Genomic DNA, 16,219 nt, shown 5'->3' with positions numbered 1-16,219 from the left:
CTACAATACGATAGATAAATTATCACTTTGAAAGGATTTATTATTTACTTTCGTATGCTCAGACTTCACTTCCACACATTTCCAATAAAAACAATAAAAGAATCAAAACTGCTGATTATCAATACTATTAATCGTTTTTCAGAACTCCGAAAAATAAGCGGCTTTTTTTGAGCAAGATGTGTCTTTGTATATACAAACTTTTCAAGTTTTATATCCAAAGACGATCTTGCCTTTTTTTCAAAAAGGGGAAAAAAACTGCGGAACTTGTTTTTTTGTTTTTAATTAAATTTTGGTACAAGAATCCAAATTAATCCAAATCATTCTTTTTTAATCCTGGGAAGTTTCCAAACTAATCCAGATTATTCTTATTTAGCCCAAACCCATTGAATACTATTGTTTTAGAAGGTTTTAACGCCCAATTTTGTCACAGAATTTTTAATCAAAATACTAATGAAAAAATTGAGTCATCTTCTACTGGCATTAATAGTAGTATCAATCCAAGGTCAGGTCGGCATCAATACCGAAACTCCAGAGGCGACTTTAGAAGTGGTAGGAAAACCAAATGATGTCAATCATTATGACGGAATTATTCCTCCACGAATTACAGGAAATCAACTCGCTGCAAAGACATATTCATCTACAAAAAAAGGAACTGTCGTCTTTGTAACATCTCCGGCTAACAATTTATCAGGACAAGTCATTCAAATAACTGAACCCGGATTATATTATTTTGATGGCAATTTGTGGCAAACATTTTCAAAAGAAAAGCAACCCACTGAATATAGAATTCTATTGACGTTTGACCATACCAGTACTGCGGCTCTTAGTGCAACTTCTACATGGTCCGCTCCGGTTAATTATAATGGAAATACAAATAATTATTTAACCGCTTCTAAATACTATACCATTGGGACCAAAAATTATGGAGGCTTAAAAGGATCCGTATCATTCAGAAAAGTTAATGGTATCGTCAATGTAAAATTTCAAATATTCAGGTCGACTGATTCAGAACCAATTACTTCCGACGCACTTATAAATATTCCGGATATCTTTAGTGACATAGGGTATATTCCTAACCAGATTGTTTTTTTACATCCTGAGAATTCAACAATGCTTATTCCTGCCTTGCTTGAAAATTTCACCATAAAAATTCCTCAAGCTTCTTTAGGCGCAATATCAACATCATATTATACTTATGGAGAAGTTCAGGGCTACTCAAATTGGATCAGACCCTATCTACACTAGGACGCTAAAATTATAGCAATTAATACAAATTATACACAGTTAATACGATTCTTAAGACCAAATGAATTTTAATAAAAAATAAAATGAAAACATTAATTTATTTTTTTCTGCCTTTCATAGCAACAACAATACAGGGACAGATTGGCATCAACACCCAGACGCCCGAGGCTACTTTAGAAGTTGTAGGGAAACCAAATGACACCAATCATTATGACGGGATTATTCCTCCAAGGATTACAGGTAACCAACTCGCAGCAAAAACATATTCATCTGCAAAAAAAGGAGCTGTCGTGTTTGTAACATCTCCAGCTACTAATTTATCCGGTCAGGTTATTCATATCACAAAGTCCGGGTTGTATTATTTTGACGGTGATCTATGGAAGTCATTTATAAAAGAAGACCCACTAAATACAGTTGCACTCAAGGGCAACACTTCTACGGTTGAACTTATTGTCAAGAACAGTCTGCATCTTAATTTTGATGAGAAAGAAAATTACATACTGGGAAATTCCAGAAGTCCAATCACCGGTGACTACAATTCTATTTTTGCAACCGACTCTAATATAACCTCTGGAAAAGGAAATTCCGCTAGTGCTTATGCAATGTCTCAAGGAGAAGTTACAGGCAAACTTAATTATGCTGCAGGAGTTTCTGCTTTGAATGGCATCGCAAACGGCGTAATCTCCGGTAGTAGAAATATTGGAATTGGTCCGGGAGCTATGTCCTACATTACTTCAGGAAATGATAACATCTCTATTGGCTATCTGTCAGGAACAGGAAACCGAACAGGGTCTAACAATATTTTCATCGGCATTGGCGCTGGTAGCCCGGCCACAGGAAACAGAAGCGTAAGTAATAAACTAGCTATACATTCAACCCGCGTTACAACAAGTTCAACCAGCTTTTGGGATAGTATCACGAACAATTATACGGATTACAAATTTGCTTTGATTTCGGGGGATTTTTCTGAAAGATGGTTAAATATCAATGGCAAGCTCAGCGTTACACCTTCCCAAATGCCCAATGCAGACGGAGATTCATCCTATACGAAAAAAGTAGTTGCCAAAACAGATGGTTCATTTGGTTTTGCAACAGAGATAGTTCCAACTCCGCCTGCTACCGGAACATATATTCTAAAAAGCGTAAACGGTTTGACAAGTTGGGTAACACCTTAATCATAAACTATGAAAAACTTTTTCAAATTTTTATGCCTGATGATCACTCTTTCACTAACATCTTGTAGGTCTATTGTTTCGAATCCTGGCAAACCATTAAAAGATAATTCTTTAGCATTAAATCACAAATATGACGTTCAGGATTTCACTGCAAAAATCCACAAAATAAAAATCACATCAGTTGATGGCAACAATATTTATGGTATTTCCAAAAAAGGAGAGACGATTTCAATAGATAAAAAACAAATCAGGGAAGTGAAAAAAGTAAAAGTCGTTAGTTCTATCGTTGTAGGCATTATGGCAATTGCGGCGGTCATCTTTGTTCCAATATAGAAAACAACATTTTTAAAATCAAATTTGAATTTGAAAGATGAATATTGATGAGCAAAAAGATGAAGTTATTTTTTTCAGAATTAAGAGTGAAAAGAAGAAAGATTGGAAAAAAATCTGTTCCAATAAACAAATTTCCCTGACTAGTCTAATCATCAATTCCGTAGAGAATAGAATGATGGATGACGAGAGACGAAAAGTATTGGCGTTCATTGAAAAACAGGATAACATCTTCGGAAAAATTGAAAATAATATCAATCAGGTAGCAAAAATAGCAAATGGTCAAAAATTTATCAGCGAAAATAAACTCAGAAATTTTTCGGATAAGTTATCAGAGATCATAATTCTGAAAAAAGAACAGAACGAAATCTTTACAAAAATCTATGCAAAGCTATCAAGATGATTGTTAAGATCATGGATCCGGCAGGTCCGAGTTTTCCAGGAGTTCATTATAACGATAAGAAAATTGATAAAGGCATTGGAGAATTAATGCTGATGAAAAATTTTCCTTCATTCATTAACGAATCAAGCAGCAAGCAAGAAGTAAGAAACTATTTAAGAGCTATTTCAATCGGGAATAAAAAAGTGTTGAAGCCTCAATTTCACGCGATGATCTCTACAAAATTTCAAGGGCATTCGAAAGAAGAGCTTACTAAGATAACGGAGAATTTTATGGATGAAATGAAATATGGCGAACAGCCTTTCATTGTGGTTTTTCATAAGGATACAGATAATAATCACGTACACATTGTTTCAACCCGGGTTGATAAACAGACAGGGAAAAAGATCAATGACAGTTATGAAAGGCTTAAAGCCCAAAAAGCATTAAGCGTTACAATGGAAAAATTATATGGTCAGAAACCGGAAGAAGAACTGGAAAAGCTGCTGAACTACAAAATAAGTTCGCTTGATCAGTTGGAAACTCTACTCAGCAGAAATGGTTACAAGATAGGCAAAAACACAAGTGATGAAAATTCTTTTAACATTTTAAAAAACGGAGTAAACCAAAAATCTATTAGAGGGGATCAGATTGTTTTTGATAACAGCAAAAATGAAAAAAGGGCTAAGCAGATGAAAGCCATATTAAGCAAATACAAAGAATTGTATTCCAATAAGGTTTTTAAAGTGGTGGATAATAGAAAAAATGAAGCAGTGCTTCCAAAAGAGAAGACTACTGACGGAGGAAATGATTCAAAAATGAAGATTGCCTTTGAAAGCGAGCTCCAAAAAAAGCTGAAAGATGTTTTCGGGATCGATATGGTTTTTCATCATAAAGAAGATAAAAATCCTTTCGGCTACACCGTGATCGACCATAAAACAGGAGAAGTATACAAAGGAAGTGATATTATGAAAATGAATGAAGTATTTGAATTTACTTCTGACAAGGTGGATAAGAAGACTTTTGAAATACTGAAGGATTATAATATTCGCAGCCAGGAAACAAAAAAGATCCTGCTTGAATTTTTTAAGAAGAATAATCCGGAAGCAGAAATCAAGGACTTTATGCTTTTTGAAAACCGAGGGAAGAAAGATTTGGAAACCTACCGAAAAGTCCAGTTTGAAGTAAAGGACTTTATTAGAAATAACAAAAACACAAATGATGAAAAAAAAGATATTTCTATAACAAAAGGCGAAGATGGAAAGCTGTATGCTGTTCATACCAGATTTCATTACGTGGGTGAACTTCAACCATTAATCGGAGAAAAGGAATATCAAAAATTTCTGAATCCCATAAGCGTCAATGAAGTGCAGACAGAAAACCGGACTGAAAATAATGAAAAAACAGAATTAAACAAAGCCGTCAACGAAATGCTTTTTGAGTTGATGAAAAGTTCGGGAACTGCAAAAGACCCTGCCGAAAATGAACTCAAAAAAAGACGAAAAAAGAGACGATAAAGTTGATGGAAAAATCATCTTCAGTCCAATAAAAATCAACTAAAACCTATGATCATCACATTTGCTACCCAAAAAGGAGGAACCGGAAAAACGACATTAGCCATCGCTTTTGCCAATTACATTACCGCACTTTCAGAAAGAAAACTCAATGTTTTCGATTTTGATTATCAGAAATCATTCTATCACAAATGGAAAGAAGATGAGCTATTGGACATTCCAAAATTGTACGATGTAGAAATTATTGGCGAGGAAGAAGAGCAGCCTTTTTCAGACTTTGAAACTCTCATTAATTTAAAAGAAAGCGATGAGATCAATCTCTTTGATTTGGCCGGAACGCTCGATGCAAAATACAGTGATTTGCTCATATACAGTGATTTTATCGTAACACCTTTTGAGTATTCCGATGTTTCTGTAAAATCGACTTTGGTCTTCATCAATATGCTGGGACTACTGGAAAGTGAGGCCGAAAGAATATTTATCCGTTCCAAATATGATAAAGGCTACAAGTATCTGAATCAGGAAGCAATGGACATTGAGCTCGCAAAATATGGAATGCTGCTGCCAAGCCCGGTATTTAAAAGAAACTGCCTACAAACTATTAATACCAGAAGCCTTATAGGCAAGCAAAAATATGCAGTAGAACATACATTCGATGAACTTATAAAATATATCAATGAAACCTCAAAAATCAAAATACAAGTGATTAAAAAGAGGTAAAAAATCAAAGATTCAATACCAACAAACGACAACGATTGACTGACAACTAAATCAATAAAAAATGATAAAAATTTCACTTACTATTCTGGCTGTTTACGTGTTGTATTATGCAGGTAACATTGTATACGATCTGTTTCTGAAGAAAGAAAAAGAAACCTACAAAGAAGAGACGGAGGAATTTTCTTTATCCGAAATTTCCGAACAGTACGAAGATCTTACTGCAACTATAGGGATTGAAGATGTAGAAAATCTCAACACTCCCAAATCCTTTAATAAAAATCTAATCCATTCTGATTACACTGAAGGAAATGAAGAAAGACAAGATCTGGAATATTTGAGGGGACTATTTGAATCTGAACAAGATCTGGATGAACCGGACAATGCACCCAAAAAGGATTTTACCGAAATTGAAAACCAACCTGATCCTGAAAATGCTGAATCAAGCGAAGCGTATTTTGACCAAAAGGAAAAAATATCAACAGAAAAGGAAAATCAGAAACCTAACGAAGTGATTAGCGAAAACCCAATCACGGTTAGTGCAGACCAGGAAACTTCCAGAATAAAAGATTGGAAGGCGATGCTTAATCTTTCTGAAACCTTGGTTCAAATGGTTGCGAACTACGACGGATACAAAGTTTATCAATCCATTATGTAGTTAGCCAACTTAAACAAAATCTAACGTACTGATTATTAGACTTAACAGCGGATTCCCATCCGTTGTCCGGGACTCCTATTCCCAAAATTTAACACTCAATTGATTATTAACCCTTTATAAATTTTTTGAATTATGATGAAAAATTTTTTCACAAAAAACGTGACAACAAAAAAAGTTCTAACCCTAGCCTTGGCAATTATGGCGATAACTCCCGCATTTGCCCAAGGTGGAGCAACGGCAATCTCGAATGCAGCAAGTGATATCACTGATTATTGGGATCCGGTCAAGCTGATCTTGAAAGCAGTAGGAGGATTGGTCGGTTTTATCGGAGGTCTCCGAGTGTATAATAAATGGACGAATGGTGACCAGGACGTAAACAAAGAGATCCTTGGTTATGGAGGAGCAATGATCTTCCTGATTGTCGTTCCGGAATTTGTAACAGCATTCTTTGCATAGGATGGGATTCTACCTTTATAAGGGGCTGAAAAAGCCCCTTGTATTCTTCGGACTCAAAGGGAAATACATCTTTTACGCAGTCGGTGTTATCGGTGGCGGGGTCATTTCAGCATTGGTACTCTCAAAGTTCGGTCTCTTAGGCTCTTTACTTGGTCTTGCAGTCACCGCAGGCGGAGTTTATCTCATCTTCAGAAGACAGGATAAATATGGTTTGTATGACAAAACCAGAAACTTCGATCACATCTTAATTTTTCCAAAAAGGTTAGGCAGTAATAAACTTTTAAAGAATGGCAACAACAAAAAAACAGGCATTTAGCATTCCTTTTATAGGTTATGATTATGGAAAGGATTTCAATTGGGATTTTGATGTTCTTTTCGGACAATACGGAAACCCTATTATCGGGATCAAGATAAAAAACATCGTAGAACAGTACTCGGCGGACCCGGATAGCTATCTCAACTTTCACACGGTTTTAAATCAGGTGGTATCGATCATTGGAGAGGGGAGAATCGTTCAGAAGCTCGATATTTTTTCCAAAAAAAAATACACCGCTGAACAATCCAACCAATTTCTACAACAAAAATATTCGGAACATTTTGACGGCAGACTTTTCAAAACCATCGAAACGGTGCTTTTGTTTACAGATATCATCGATGATAAACTGAAAAAGAAAAGAAAGCAATACAATTTCTCCGATAAAAGCTATAAAGAACTTCGGGACAAATGCCAAAAAGTATTGATGCTTTTGAAGCAGAATGACTGCGAACCTCAGTTTTTATTTGAGAAAGATTTTGAATACTACATTTCGGGAGTTCTGTCGATGCAGTTTACCGAATCTCCAACATTCGATAATATAAAAAGCACCAACGAATTTTTGCAGATCGGAAACAGATTCGTAAAAAATATTTCTTACGTGGATGTAGAAAACATTGATTTGCCCTCAGAAATTGAACCTTATTCTGTTCTCGGCGGTAACGGTGCAGCTGCTGAAACAGCAGTTGATAATTTTAGTTTTATCAATGAACTGGAAGATTATGAGACCATTGTATACAATCAGATTATTACTATTCCAATTCAGGCGCAACAGCAAAGGGAGCTTGATAAAAAGAAGAAAAAGCACGAAGGAGCAGCTAACAATTCTCCTTCCAATGCGATTATAGCAGATGAAATTCAGACTCTGCTTCATAATATTGCTGTTGATGGGCAATTGGTGGTCAATGCTCATTTTTCAATATTGTTTTCAGCCCAGACACTGGAAAAAATGGAAAACATTCAGTCGATGATTGAAAATAAGCTTTTCACAAAAGGAATCATTGTTTCTAAAAATGCCTACAACCAGTTAGAACTTTGGCGGTCGGCAATTCCGGGCAATGGAACAGAACTTAGGGAATATGATCTTTTTATGACGACAAGCGAAGCGGCCTTGTGTTTTTTTTTTAAAGAAAGTTACCCCGTCAATGAAGAATCCAATTTCTATTTAAGATTTACCGATAGACAAGGCGTTCCGCTAAAAGTAGATCCTTCGGATTTACCGATGAAAACAGGAAGAATTAATAACAGAAATAAGTTCGTTCTCGGACCTAGTGGTTCAGGCAAAAGTTTTTTAATGAACAATATTATCGAGCAGTACTTGACCTACAATTATGATGTAGTGATTGTTGATACAGGAGATTCCTATTCAGGAACTTGTAAATATAAAGGAGGAAGATACATTCAATATACCGAAGAAAAGCCCATTACAATGAATCCTTTTCTGATGGATAAAAAAGAATTTAATATCGAAAAAATCGAATTTTTAACCAACTTGATTTTCTTGATTTGGCAAGGTCCCGATGCTGCAATGTCATCCGCTCAAAAATCCATTTTAGATAATGTGTTGATGTCGTATTACCATCAGTATTTCAACTCAGGAACACAGTGGTATGAAAATAAAACTTCTGAAGAACTCATTCTCTATCTAGGTAAATACAACATTCACGAAGATGATCTTTTTTCTGAATATGAGAATGAAGCCAAAGGACAGCATACTTACTATGACATTTTGGGAATTACTTTCGATGCCAGTTCCGATGAAATAAAAGAAGCGGGAAGAAAATTGTTAAAATTCTATCATCCCGATAAGAACATCAATAATCCTGAATATGAAAGTGAAAATTTCTATAAAGTCTATGAAGCGTATGACACGCTGAACGATGAAGAAAGAAGGAAAATATACAATGAGACACAGTTAATTTTAATCAAGTCGAATGACATCATCAGGCAACCCAGATCAGCTGAAGAATGGAATGAATCCTTTAGAAAAGCCATTATCAGAAAAATAAAAGAACTGGAAGAAAAGCTGGTTGTAACAGAACTTTCGTTCAATGGGTTTTATGATTATTGTGATCAATTTCTTCCTATTTACCTAAATAATAAAAAACACAATATTATAGAGAAGGAATTCAATCTGCGCACCTATTTATTTGTCCTGAAAGATTTTTACAAAGGCGGAAGGTATGGAACGACTTTAAATGAAAGTGCCGATAATACGCTTTTTGACGAATCTTTTATTGTTTTTGAAATTGATAATGTGAAGGATAATCCCAAACTGTTTCCGATAGTAACGCTCATTATTATGGACACCTTTATTCAGAAAATGAGGTTAAGAAAAGACCGTAGAAAAGCACTCATCATCGAAGAAGCGTGGAAGGCCATTGCGAGTAAACTGATGGGAGGATACATCCTTTATTTGTACAAAACGGTGAGGAAATTTTGGGGAGAAGCGGTGGTGGTAACGCAGGAACTGGATGATATTATTGGAAATGCGGTGGTTAAAGATTCCATCATCAATAATTCGGACACTTTTATATTGCTGGATCAGACGAAGTTCAAAGATAATTTCGACAAGATAGCTTCGCTTCTTTCACTTAATAAAGTAGAGCAAAACAAGATTTTCACCATCAACAATCTCAACAACAAATTCGGGCGAAGCCGATTCAAAGAATTCTATTTAAAGAGAGGTTCGAAAGGAGAGGTCTATGGGAATGAAGTATCTCTGGAGCAATATTTAACCTATACCACAGAAAAACCGGAGAAATCGGCAGTTGAATATTATGTACATCAATATGGCGACTATGATGAAGCATTGCGCAGAATAGTTGGTGATCTCAAAGTCTTCGGAGACAGTCTGGAAAACTTAGTGTCACTCGTGAACTTATATCAAAATCCATTAGATAAAAAAATCAATTCTTTCTACAGAATAATGAAAAAAGAACACAAAGGGAAGAATGTTTTCAAAGTCATCTCACAGGAATTAGAAGACCGCCAAATCACTTTTTCAGAATTAATCAGTAAACAAAATTACGCTTATGAAAACCTTTAAAGCTATAAATTTTCCAAGAGGATTTCGTTACGTTTCATCTCTGGCGAACCACATTAGATTGAAGGTTTTTCTACTCATTTTCTCCCTATGGGGGACAATTGGATTCGCTCAAAACACTTACATCGACCCTACCGTAACGGCGGCAATGATTCTGTATTCTGAAAATCTAAAAGCCAAACAAAATGAAGTAATCGAAGAGACCTCAAAGTTAAAAGATGCTCAGATCTGGGTAGGAACACAGATGGTGGCAGCCAATGACATTCAGAATAAAATTCTGAAAGGCTTGAAAGAAGTTTCAGGAACATTACAAAACGGAATTCAGGCACAGGAGATCTACTCAGATCTCAATAAATGTTATAGTTATTCCTCACAAGTGGTACAACTAGCATCAGAACATCCTGAGTATGCCATTTTTGGGGTGAAAGCTTCACAAAAGACCTATGAGCAAAGTCTAAAGATCGTGACAGATGTATCTGATATTCTCGCATCCGGAGAGCTGAATCTGGCTACTGCAGGAGATCGATATAAAATCTTGCATAATATTTCCGGGAACGTCAAAAATCTGAAGCTTTGGCTTTTGGCGATTAAATTAAGACTGGAAAAAGCCAATCGACTAGGATTCTGGAATTCCATTAATCCATTTGCAGGCTACATCAATACAGACAAAGCTATTGTTGAAAATATAATGAACAGGTACAAACGGAATTTTTAAAAAATTACAAAATGTTAAAGAAGATTCTTCTTAGCCTATCTATTCCGGCTGTTTATCTTGTGTTGACATCCTCCGGTGGTGGTTCTACACCAGCATGGCAACAGGAAAATGTATCATTTCCGATGATGGATATAGAAATCAATGCCACGATGAAAGAACACGACAGGCAAAAAGAAATGCGACAAAAACAAATTGCGAATGCCACCGTAGAAACGGCCAATAGAAACCAATGGAACAATTTTAAAGAAAAAATCACCAAAGTTCAGGACAGATTGCGAATTGTTTCATTTGCCATTCAAGCCATACCAACAGGAATAGCAATGAGCAGGGAAATAACAAAAATAACCAACAATCAGACTGCTATTATCAATGAAATAAACGATGCTCCTTATTCCATTATATCCGTTTTGCCTTCCCAAGTTCAGTTTGTTGATGATCTGCAAATGGTAACACGGCTTGTAACCGGGATCATTTTGTCTTACGGAGCCATCAATCAAATGGAAAAATCAGAACGTAAAGTATTATTAGAATATGCTTTGGGCGAAATAAAAACATTGAGCAGGAATTCCACGCATATGCTTCTGAAGATAAGGGATATTAAAGCCAAAGTAAAACGCAATAAAAGAGCCTTTCAATATTATGTCAACAAAGATAAGCAGGTGGTTGAGAACATAATGAGTCACATCAAATCTTTCTAAAATGAAAAAAATATTTCTTTCCGGAGTTTTATTCTTCTCCGTTGCATCGGTAAAAAGCCAGCAAATAGTCATTAATGATAAACTCCTTTCGCAGATCACCGTAAATCACGGTGTTCGATTGGGAAGCGAACAAGCTTTTTTGGATTCCTATGAAAAGCAAAAAGAATTGTATGATGACATCAACAATAAAATCACGCAGATCATAGCCATTCAGGAGTATATCTATCAACAACTGAAAAATGTGAATTCAGCTTTGACCCAGAGCAAGAAACTTATTTATCTCTATCAATATTTAGGTAAAATAGTGACGAACTCCAATAAAATGCTGGATCTATCAGCGCAGCATCCTGAATATTCCGTACTCATTTCAAAATATTATGTTGAAATAGGCAAGCAGACGATGAAGCTTCAGCAGGAAGTTACCCAGGATATTCTCAATGAAGACAAAGATTTTCTGATGGATGCAATGGATAGGGAAATGCTTATTGAAAAGATATTTACCCGTGTCAGAAATATCAACGGAAATATTCTGTACATCAATTTACGGTTAGAGAATGCCAAGAAAATCCCTTATCTGTATCAGGTTCCGGTTCTCCGCAATTACATCAATATAGACAAAGCCATTGTTGGCGACATCATCACTAAATACCATTACCTCTTTAATTAAAAAATTATGGGAAATCTACTAAAAAAAATCAGTCTATTTCAGTTGCTCTTTTTTACAGCCACTGTGTTTGGACAATTGAGTGTAAAGAGATTGAATGACCCTTCCATTGTTGCTCAACATAAAAGAATTGTCTTTCAAGATTGGGGAGATTGGAGACCATATCCAAAATATTTTTTGGGAATCCAAACCAATTTTGCCTACGCAACAGTCTGGGGAATATGGGCTCCAAAGATCAACAGGGATTATAAAGACGGTGAAGATATTCGACCATTAAAACCTACAGGGGTGCAAAATCAGAGATTCGCCCAGTTAAAATTTCAGGAGGAAGAAGCAAAAAAAATAAAAGCAGCTTCAGATACCATTCATAAAAGAAGTGTTCAGGATTTTGCCCATTGGACGTCCGCTACTGTTGATGCCGATCCTCTTTGGCTTTTGTATTACAAACGAATGTTAAAACCAATTACCGAATTCCCCGACCATCCACAAAATTTTATTGAATGGAGATTGAAAGACCAACAAACGTTTGAAACGCTCAATACGACAGGAACCATTAGAAGGCTTAAGGAAGAGCTGGATCTCATCAAAGAAAAATACGCAATGTCCAGAAGTATGGATATGCCAAGAGGAAAACGGTTCATTATGTACCACGAAACCCTTATTAAATGGAGAAAATTTGTGCGAGAGTTAAGGGATTACAATAACAAGACAACACTTCTTACAGATTACAAAAATATTTTAAAGAACCATTCAAATTATGCTTTGCCACCTGGTTGGACACCCGCTTCAGACCAGCAAATTGTTCAAAATTTGATGAATCATTATAAACACCGATTTTAAAAATGAATAAAACGATAACATTAACTTTTTGCTTATTAACAATTCTTTTACCTGTTATGGGTTTCGCCCAGACAGACGGTGATTACAGCAATCTACTCCAATTTTTAAAGGGAGATGGTGCCTTTGAAAAGTGGTTTATGGAAGTTTTTACAAAACTGGACAACAGTGTGCAGGATAGCGCCGCCGGTTCAGCTTTGGTAGGAAAAGCAATAGGCGGTTTAGGCGCTCTGATGTACCTCGGGTACATGGGTTGGCAAATGGCAGCCGGAGATAGAGAATGGGAAATCACACCGATGTTGAAACCAATTCTTATCGGATTTACCCTTGTTTACTGGAGTGGATTTGTCAGTATGATTCAAGCGCCATTTGAGGCCATTGCCGAACCCGGAATCTCAATTTTCAACGATATAGAATCGGAAGTCAATGATTTACGGGTCGAGAGATTTAAAAAGCAGCAACAATTACTGGATGCTGTCATCAAATTAAAGGCGGAAGAAGATGCCAAACAGGAAGTCATTGAGAATACTACTGAAGATGCGGATGATTCGTGGTATGACATCAGCGAAGGATTGGATAAACTCATTCAGCCCATCAAGGAATGGTCGATAAGAATGGAGTTCCAAATGCAAAAATTAGTAGCAGAACTCATTGAATTTTGTTGTCTTTCCATTCTTCGGATTTGTGTATATCTCATTTTCTTCATTCAAAAAATATGGTCTTACATTTTAATTATTTTGGGGCCGATAGCTGTTGGAATGGCTCTTATTCCCGGATTTGAAAATTCATTATACAGTTGGGTATCAAAATTCATCAACATTAATCTTTACACTTTTGTTGCCTATACGATCATCAACATCGGTCAGCAATTGATCGCTTCCGGTTATACAATGGAGATCGAAAGGTATGATACCTTATTATCCAATGGAACCATTACCAACTTAGACGCTTTGATGGTCTATGTGAGCAACTCCGGAATGATCTACAATCAGCTTTTCACCTGTGTTGCCTATGTTGTTACGGGAATCGGAGTACTAATGACCCCAACCATTGCAGACAGTATTGTTTCTGCAGGAGGGGCGGGAGCAATGACGAAAATGAAAAGTGCAGCAGGAAAAATGGCAAGCAGTGCTAAAACAGCAATATTGGCTGCCAAAACAGGAGGAGCTTCTGTAGCAGCAAGTGCAGCAGCAGGTTCAGCATCAGGCAGAGTTCAAAGAGCGATGAAAAAAGGAAAATAAATGTTGTACGAATGACCAACAACCAAACATTATCAACCAACAACTAAAATAAAGATGCTTATCAAAAATATAGAACAAAGAATCAAGATCAACAAGGTCATTTCTTTATCCACCATTGCTTTTGCTGTTTTCATTGTCATTGCCGGATTTTTCTTTGCATACAGAATGATCGAGGATTCCAGAAAATCAATTTACATTTTAGACAATGGCGTTCCGGTTCTTGCCAAGCAGACTGATGTCCTGCTGAACCGACCTGTTGAATATAAAGCTCAAATTGAATTATTCCACAGATTGTTTTTCACACTCGCTCCCGATGATACCTATATCAAGGATAATATTCAAAAGTCATTGTATCTTATTGATGACAGCGGAAAAAAGGAATATACGAACCTAAGGGAAAAAGGATTTTACAATCAAATAATAGCTTCCAGTTCGATGGTCAGTATCCATACCGATTCGATTACGCTTAGTATGGAACAAAAGAAATTTAGCTTTTTCGGTAAGCAGATGATCACAAGAAAATCTTCTGTCATTACGAGGAAGCTCATCACCGAAGGTTTCTTTGAAGACATCATCAGAAGTCCCAATAATCCTCACGGTGTGATTCTTAAAAACTGGCGAATCATCAATAACGAGGAACTGTCCAATCAAAATAAAAATTCTTACTAAAATGGAAACTACATTAAAACAAAAGGGTCAGAAATGGCTGCAGTGGGCAGTTCAAAATCCAAAGAAATTCTTCACGTATTCAATGATTCTACTGTCGGTTTCATTTATAGGGTCTCTAATTCAAGGTATCTTTTTCCCTTCCGAAACAGCATTTAAAATAAGACCTCCGGTTCTCTATTCTAAAAATAAGTCGAGTCAAAATCTATCTGTCAACAATGATAAAGAGATGGAAAAAATAGTACAAGAACTGAAAACTTTAAAAGTGAAAAGAGACAAAAACGCACTGAAAAAAGAAGACAGTTTACGAATTGACTACTTGTTCAACCAATACCAAAAATTAAAAAATGGACATTAAAAAAATAAATTTTAAAGAAAAAAAATATGTTCTGCCTCTTTTGGCTCTGCCATTTCTTTTTCTTTTCGGCTACGTAGGAGCACAGTTTCTCAAAGAAGATACTTCTGAAAAAAATAAACCAAAAGAATTGTCACTATCACTCGGCGATACGCAAGATTCCATTATGACCAAAAATGATGCGTATGATGCTTTTTTCAAAAAAGAGGATAACAGAACGATGCTTGGTGGTTTGGATAAAGAAGAAGATAGTTTATTGAACTATGATGACCAATTGTCACTGGACCAAAAAAGAAAAATTGACTCCTTAAAAGCAGAAAACGGAAGACAAAACAGATACCAGGCAAAAGAAAATCAATCCTCGTATTACAAACCAAATCAATCACAGAGGGATGACAAAGATTACAACAGGTCTTCAGAAATCATTAAAATGCTGAATGACAAATCTTACGGGAACCAAGAAGATAAATACGCAGATACACCAAAAGAAAAGACACAAAGTGTCCAACCAGACCCTGTAAAATATCTGAAAGAACAAATGCTCGTGATGGATTCTTTAGAAAAATCCCGTGATCCTGAGTACCAAAGTAAACTCGCAGCAGAACAAAAACTGAAGTCCAATAAAGAGAAAATGGAAGATTTTCTTAATTCAACTTTCAATGTGAGCAAATCCGGAATCAACAGTGGTTTCAATGCTTTCTATAAGGAGAAAGAAAACAGCTTTATCAAAGCGGTCATTGACGAAAATAACAAAGGCTTTCTTGGAAGCAGGATTAGGTTCCGATTGTTGGAAGACATCTTTGTCGGGAACAAAAAAATAATCAAAGGTTCGATATTATACGGACAAATCTCAGGATTTTCAATGCAGAGAGTCAATCTCAACATTGTATCTGTATTCACAAAAGGAGAAATCTATCCTGTCAATCTTTCGATTTATGATGTTGACGGGATGAAGGGATTGTACGTTCCGCAAAGCGTTTTCAGAGATATGATGCGGGAAATGGGAAGTAACTCAGTACAAGGAACTCAGATGGATATGGGCGGAAAAGGATTTTTCTCAAGCATTGGATCCAGCCTGTTTACATCAACATCTAAATCTATTGCCAACCTGATCAAAGAAAATAAAGCAAAACTGAAATACAACTCATATGTCTTTTTGATCGACGAAAATCAATTGAAAGATTCACAAAACCAACAAAAAAAATAAAAC

At 36.0% G+C, this 16,219-nt stretch carries 18 protein-coding genes; all 18 read left to right on the top strand.

Going from position 1 to position 16,219, the window contains the following annotated elements:
- Positions 1 to 450: 450 nt before the first annotated feature.
- Positions 451 to 1,245, top strand: a complete 795-nt coding sequence (locus EG346_RS24380) for a phage tail-like protein (protein ID WP_034975954.1) — start codon at positions 451 to 453, stop codon at positions 1,243 to 1,245.
- Positions 1,246 to 1,328: 83 nt separating this feature from the next.
- Positions 1,329 to 2,420 (top strand): phage tail-like protein, encoded by a 1,092-nt coding sequence (locus EG346_RS24375; protein WP_034975952.1) that lies wholly within the window; start codon positions 1,329 to 1,331, stop codon positions 2,418 to 2,420.
- Positions 2,421 to 2,429: 9 nt separating this feature from the next.
- Entirely contained in the window at positions 2,430 to 2,753 is a 324-nt protein-coding gene (locus EG346_RS24370) for a bacteriophage spanin2 family protein (protein WP_034975949.1), read from the top strand.
- A 37-nt stretch (positions 2,754 to 2,790) separates the two neighbouring features.
- A complete protein-coding gene (locus tag EG346_RS24365) occupies positions 2,791 to 3,153 on the top strand; it encodes a hypothetical protein (protein ID WP_034975947.1) in 363 nt (120 codons plus the stop codon).
- Positions 3,150 to 4,646, top strand: coding sequence for a relaxase/mobilization nuclease domain-containing protein (locus EG346_RS24360; RefSeq protein ID WP_034975946.1), 1,497 nt, complete (start codon positions 3,150 to 3,152; stop codon positions 4,644 to 4,646). Before EG346_RS24365 ends, EG346_RS24360 begins: the two co-directional genes overlap by 4 nt.
- 48 nt (positions 4,647 to 4,694) lie before the next feature.
- Positions 4,695 to 5,363 carry a ParA family protein gene (locus EG346_RS24355; RefSeq protein WP_040995592.1) on the top strand — a complete coding sequence of 223 codons (669 nt, stop codon included), beginning with the start codon at positions 4,695 to 4,697 and terminating at the stop codon, positions 5,361 to 5,363.
- Positions 5,364 to 5,424: 61 nt separating this feature from the next.
- A complete protein-coding gene (locus EG346_RS24350; protein WP_040995594.1) occupies positions 5,425 to 6,018 on the top strand; it encodes a hypothetical protein in 594 nt (197 codons plus the stop codon).
- A gap of 135 nt (positions 6,019 to 6,153) precedes the next feature.
- Complete coding sequence (locus tag EG346_RS24345) at positions 6,154 to 6,474, top strand: DUF4134 domain-containing protein (RefSeq protein ID WP_371462110.1); 321 nt, start codon at positions 6,154 to 6,156, stop codon at positions 6,472 to 6,474.
- A 1-nt stretch (position 6,475) separates the two neighbouring features.
- Entirely contained in the window at positions 6,476 to 6,790 is a 315-nt protein-coding gene (locus EG346_RS24340) for a DUF4133 domain-containing protein (RefSeq protein ID WP_040995597.1), read from the top strand.
- Positions 6,762 to 9,836, top strand: coding sequence for a TraG family conjugative transposon ATPase (locus tag EG346_RS24335; RefSeq protein WP_040995599.1), 3,075 nt, complete (start codon positions 6,762 to 6,764; stop codon positions 9,834 to 9,836). The genes EG346_RS24340 and EG346_RS24335 overlap by 29 nt, the downstream gene beginning before the upstream one ends.
- Positions 9,823 to 10,548: a hypothetical protein gene (locus EG346_RS24330; RefSeq protein WP_228374833.1), complete on the top strand. Its 726-nt coding sequence runs from the start codon at positions 9,823 to 9,825 to the stop codon at positions 10,546 to 10,548. The genes EG346_RS24335 and EG346_RS24330 overlap by 14 nt, the downstream gene beginning before the upstream one ends.
- An 11-nt stretch (positions 10,549 to 10,559) precedes the next feature.
- Positions 10,560 to 11,246: a hypothetical protein gene (locus tag EG346_RS24325; protein WP_034975933.1), complete on the top strand. Its 687-nt coding sequence runs from the start codon at positions 10,560 to 10,562 to the stop codon at positions 11,244 to 11,246.
- Between the two features lies 1 nt (position 11,247).
- Positions 11,248 to 11,913, top strand: a complete 666-nt coding sequence (locus EG346_RS24320) for a hypothetical protein (protein WP_034975931.1) — start codon at positions 11,248 to 11,250, stop codon at positions 11,911 to 11,913.
- A 6-nt stretch (positions 11,914 to 11,919) separates the two neighbouring features.
- Positions 11,920 to 12,750, top strand: coding sequence for a hypothetical protein (locus EG346_RS24315; RefSeq protein ID WP_034975929.1), 831 nt, complete (start codon positions 11,920 to 11,922; stop codon positions 12,748 to 12,750).
- Positions 12,751 to 12,752: 2 nt separating this feature from the next.
- Entirely contained in the window at positions 12,753 to 13,988 is a 1,236-nt protein-coding gene (locus tag EG346_RS24310) for a TraJ family protein (protein WP_034975928.1), read from the top strand.
- Between the two features lie 54 nt (positions 13,989 to 14,042).
- Positions 14,043 to 14,657, top strand: coding sequence for a conjugative transposon protein TraK (traK, locus tag EG346_RS24305; protein ID WP_034975926.1), 615 nt, complete (start codon positions 14,043 to 14,045; stop codon positions 14,655 to 14,657).
- 1 nt (position 14,658) lies between these two features.
- Positions 14,659 to 15,012: a hypothetical protein gene (locus tag EG346_RS24300; protein ID WP_028123304.1), complete on the top strand. Its 354-nt coding sequence runs from the start codon at positions 14,659 to 14,661 to the stop codon at positions 15,010 to 15,012.
- A complete protein-coding gene (traM, locus tag EG346_RS24295; protein WP_028123305.1) occupies positions 15,008 to 16,216 on the top strand; it encodes a conjugative transposon protein TraM in 1,209 nt (402 codons plus the stop codon). Before EG346_RS24300 ends, traM begins: the two co-directional genes overlap by 5 nt.
- Positions 16,217 to 16,219: the final 3 nt, after the last annotated feature.

Origin of the sequence: Chryseobacterium carnipullorum, from assembly GCF_003815695.1 — a bacterium.
GTDB lineage: Bacteria > Bacteroidota > Bacteroidia > Flavobacteriales > Weeksellaceae > Chryseobacterium > Chryseobacterium carnipullorum.
The sequence above is the reverse complement of the archived record's forward strand: the minus strand, read 5'-3'. Positions and strand labels throughout refer to the sequence as shown.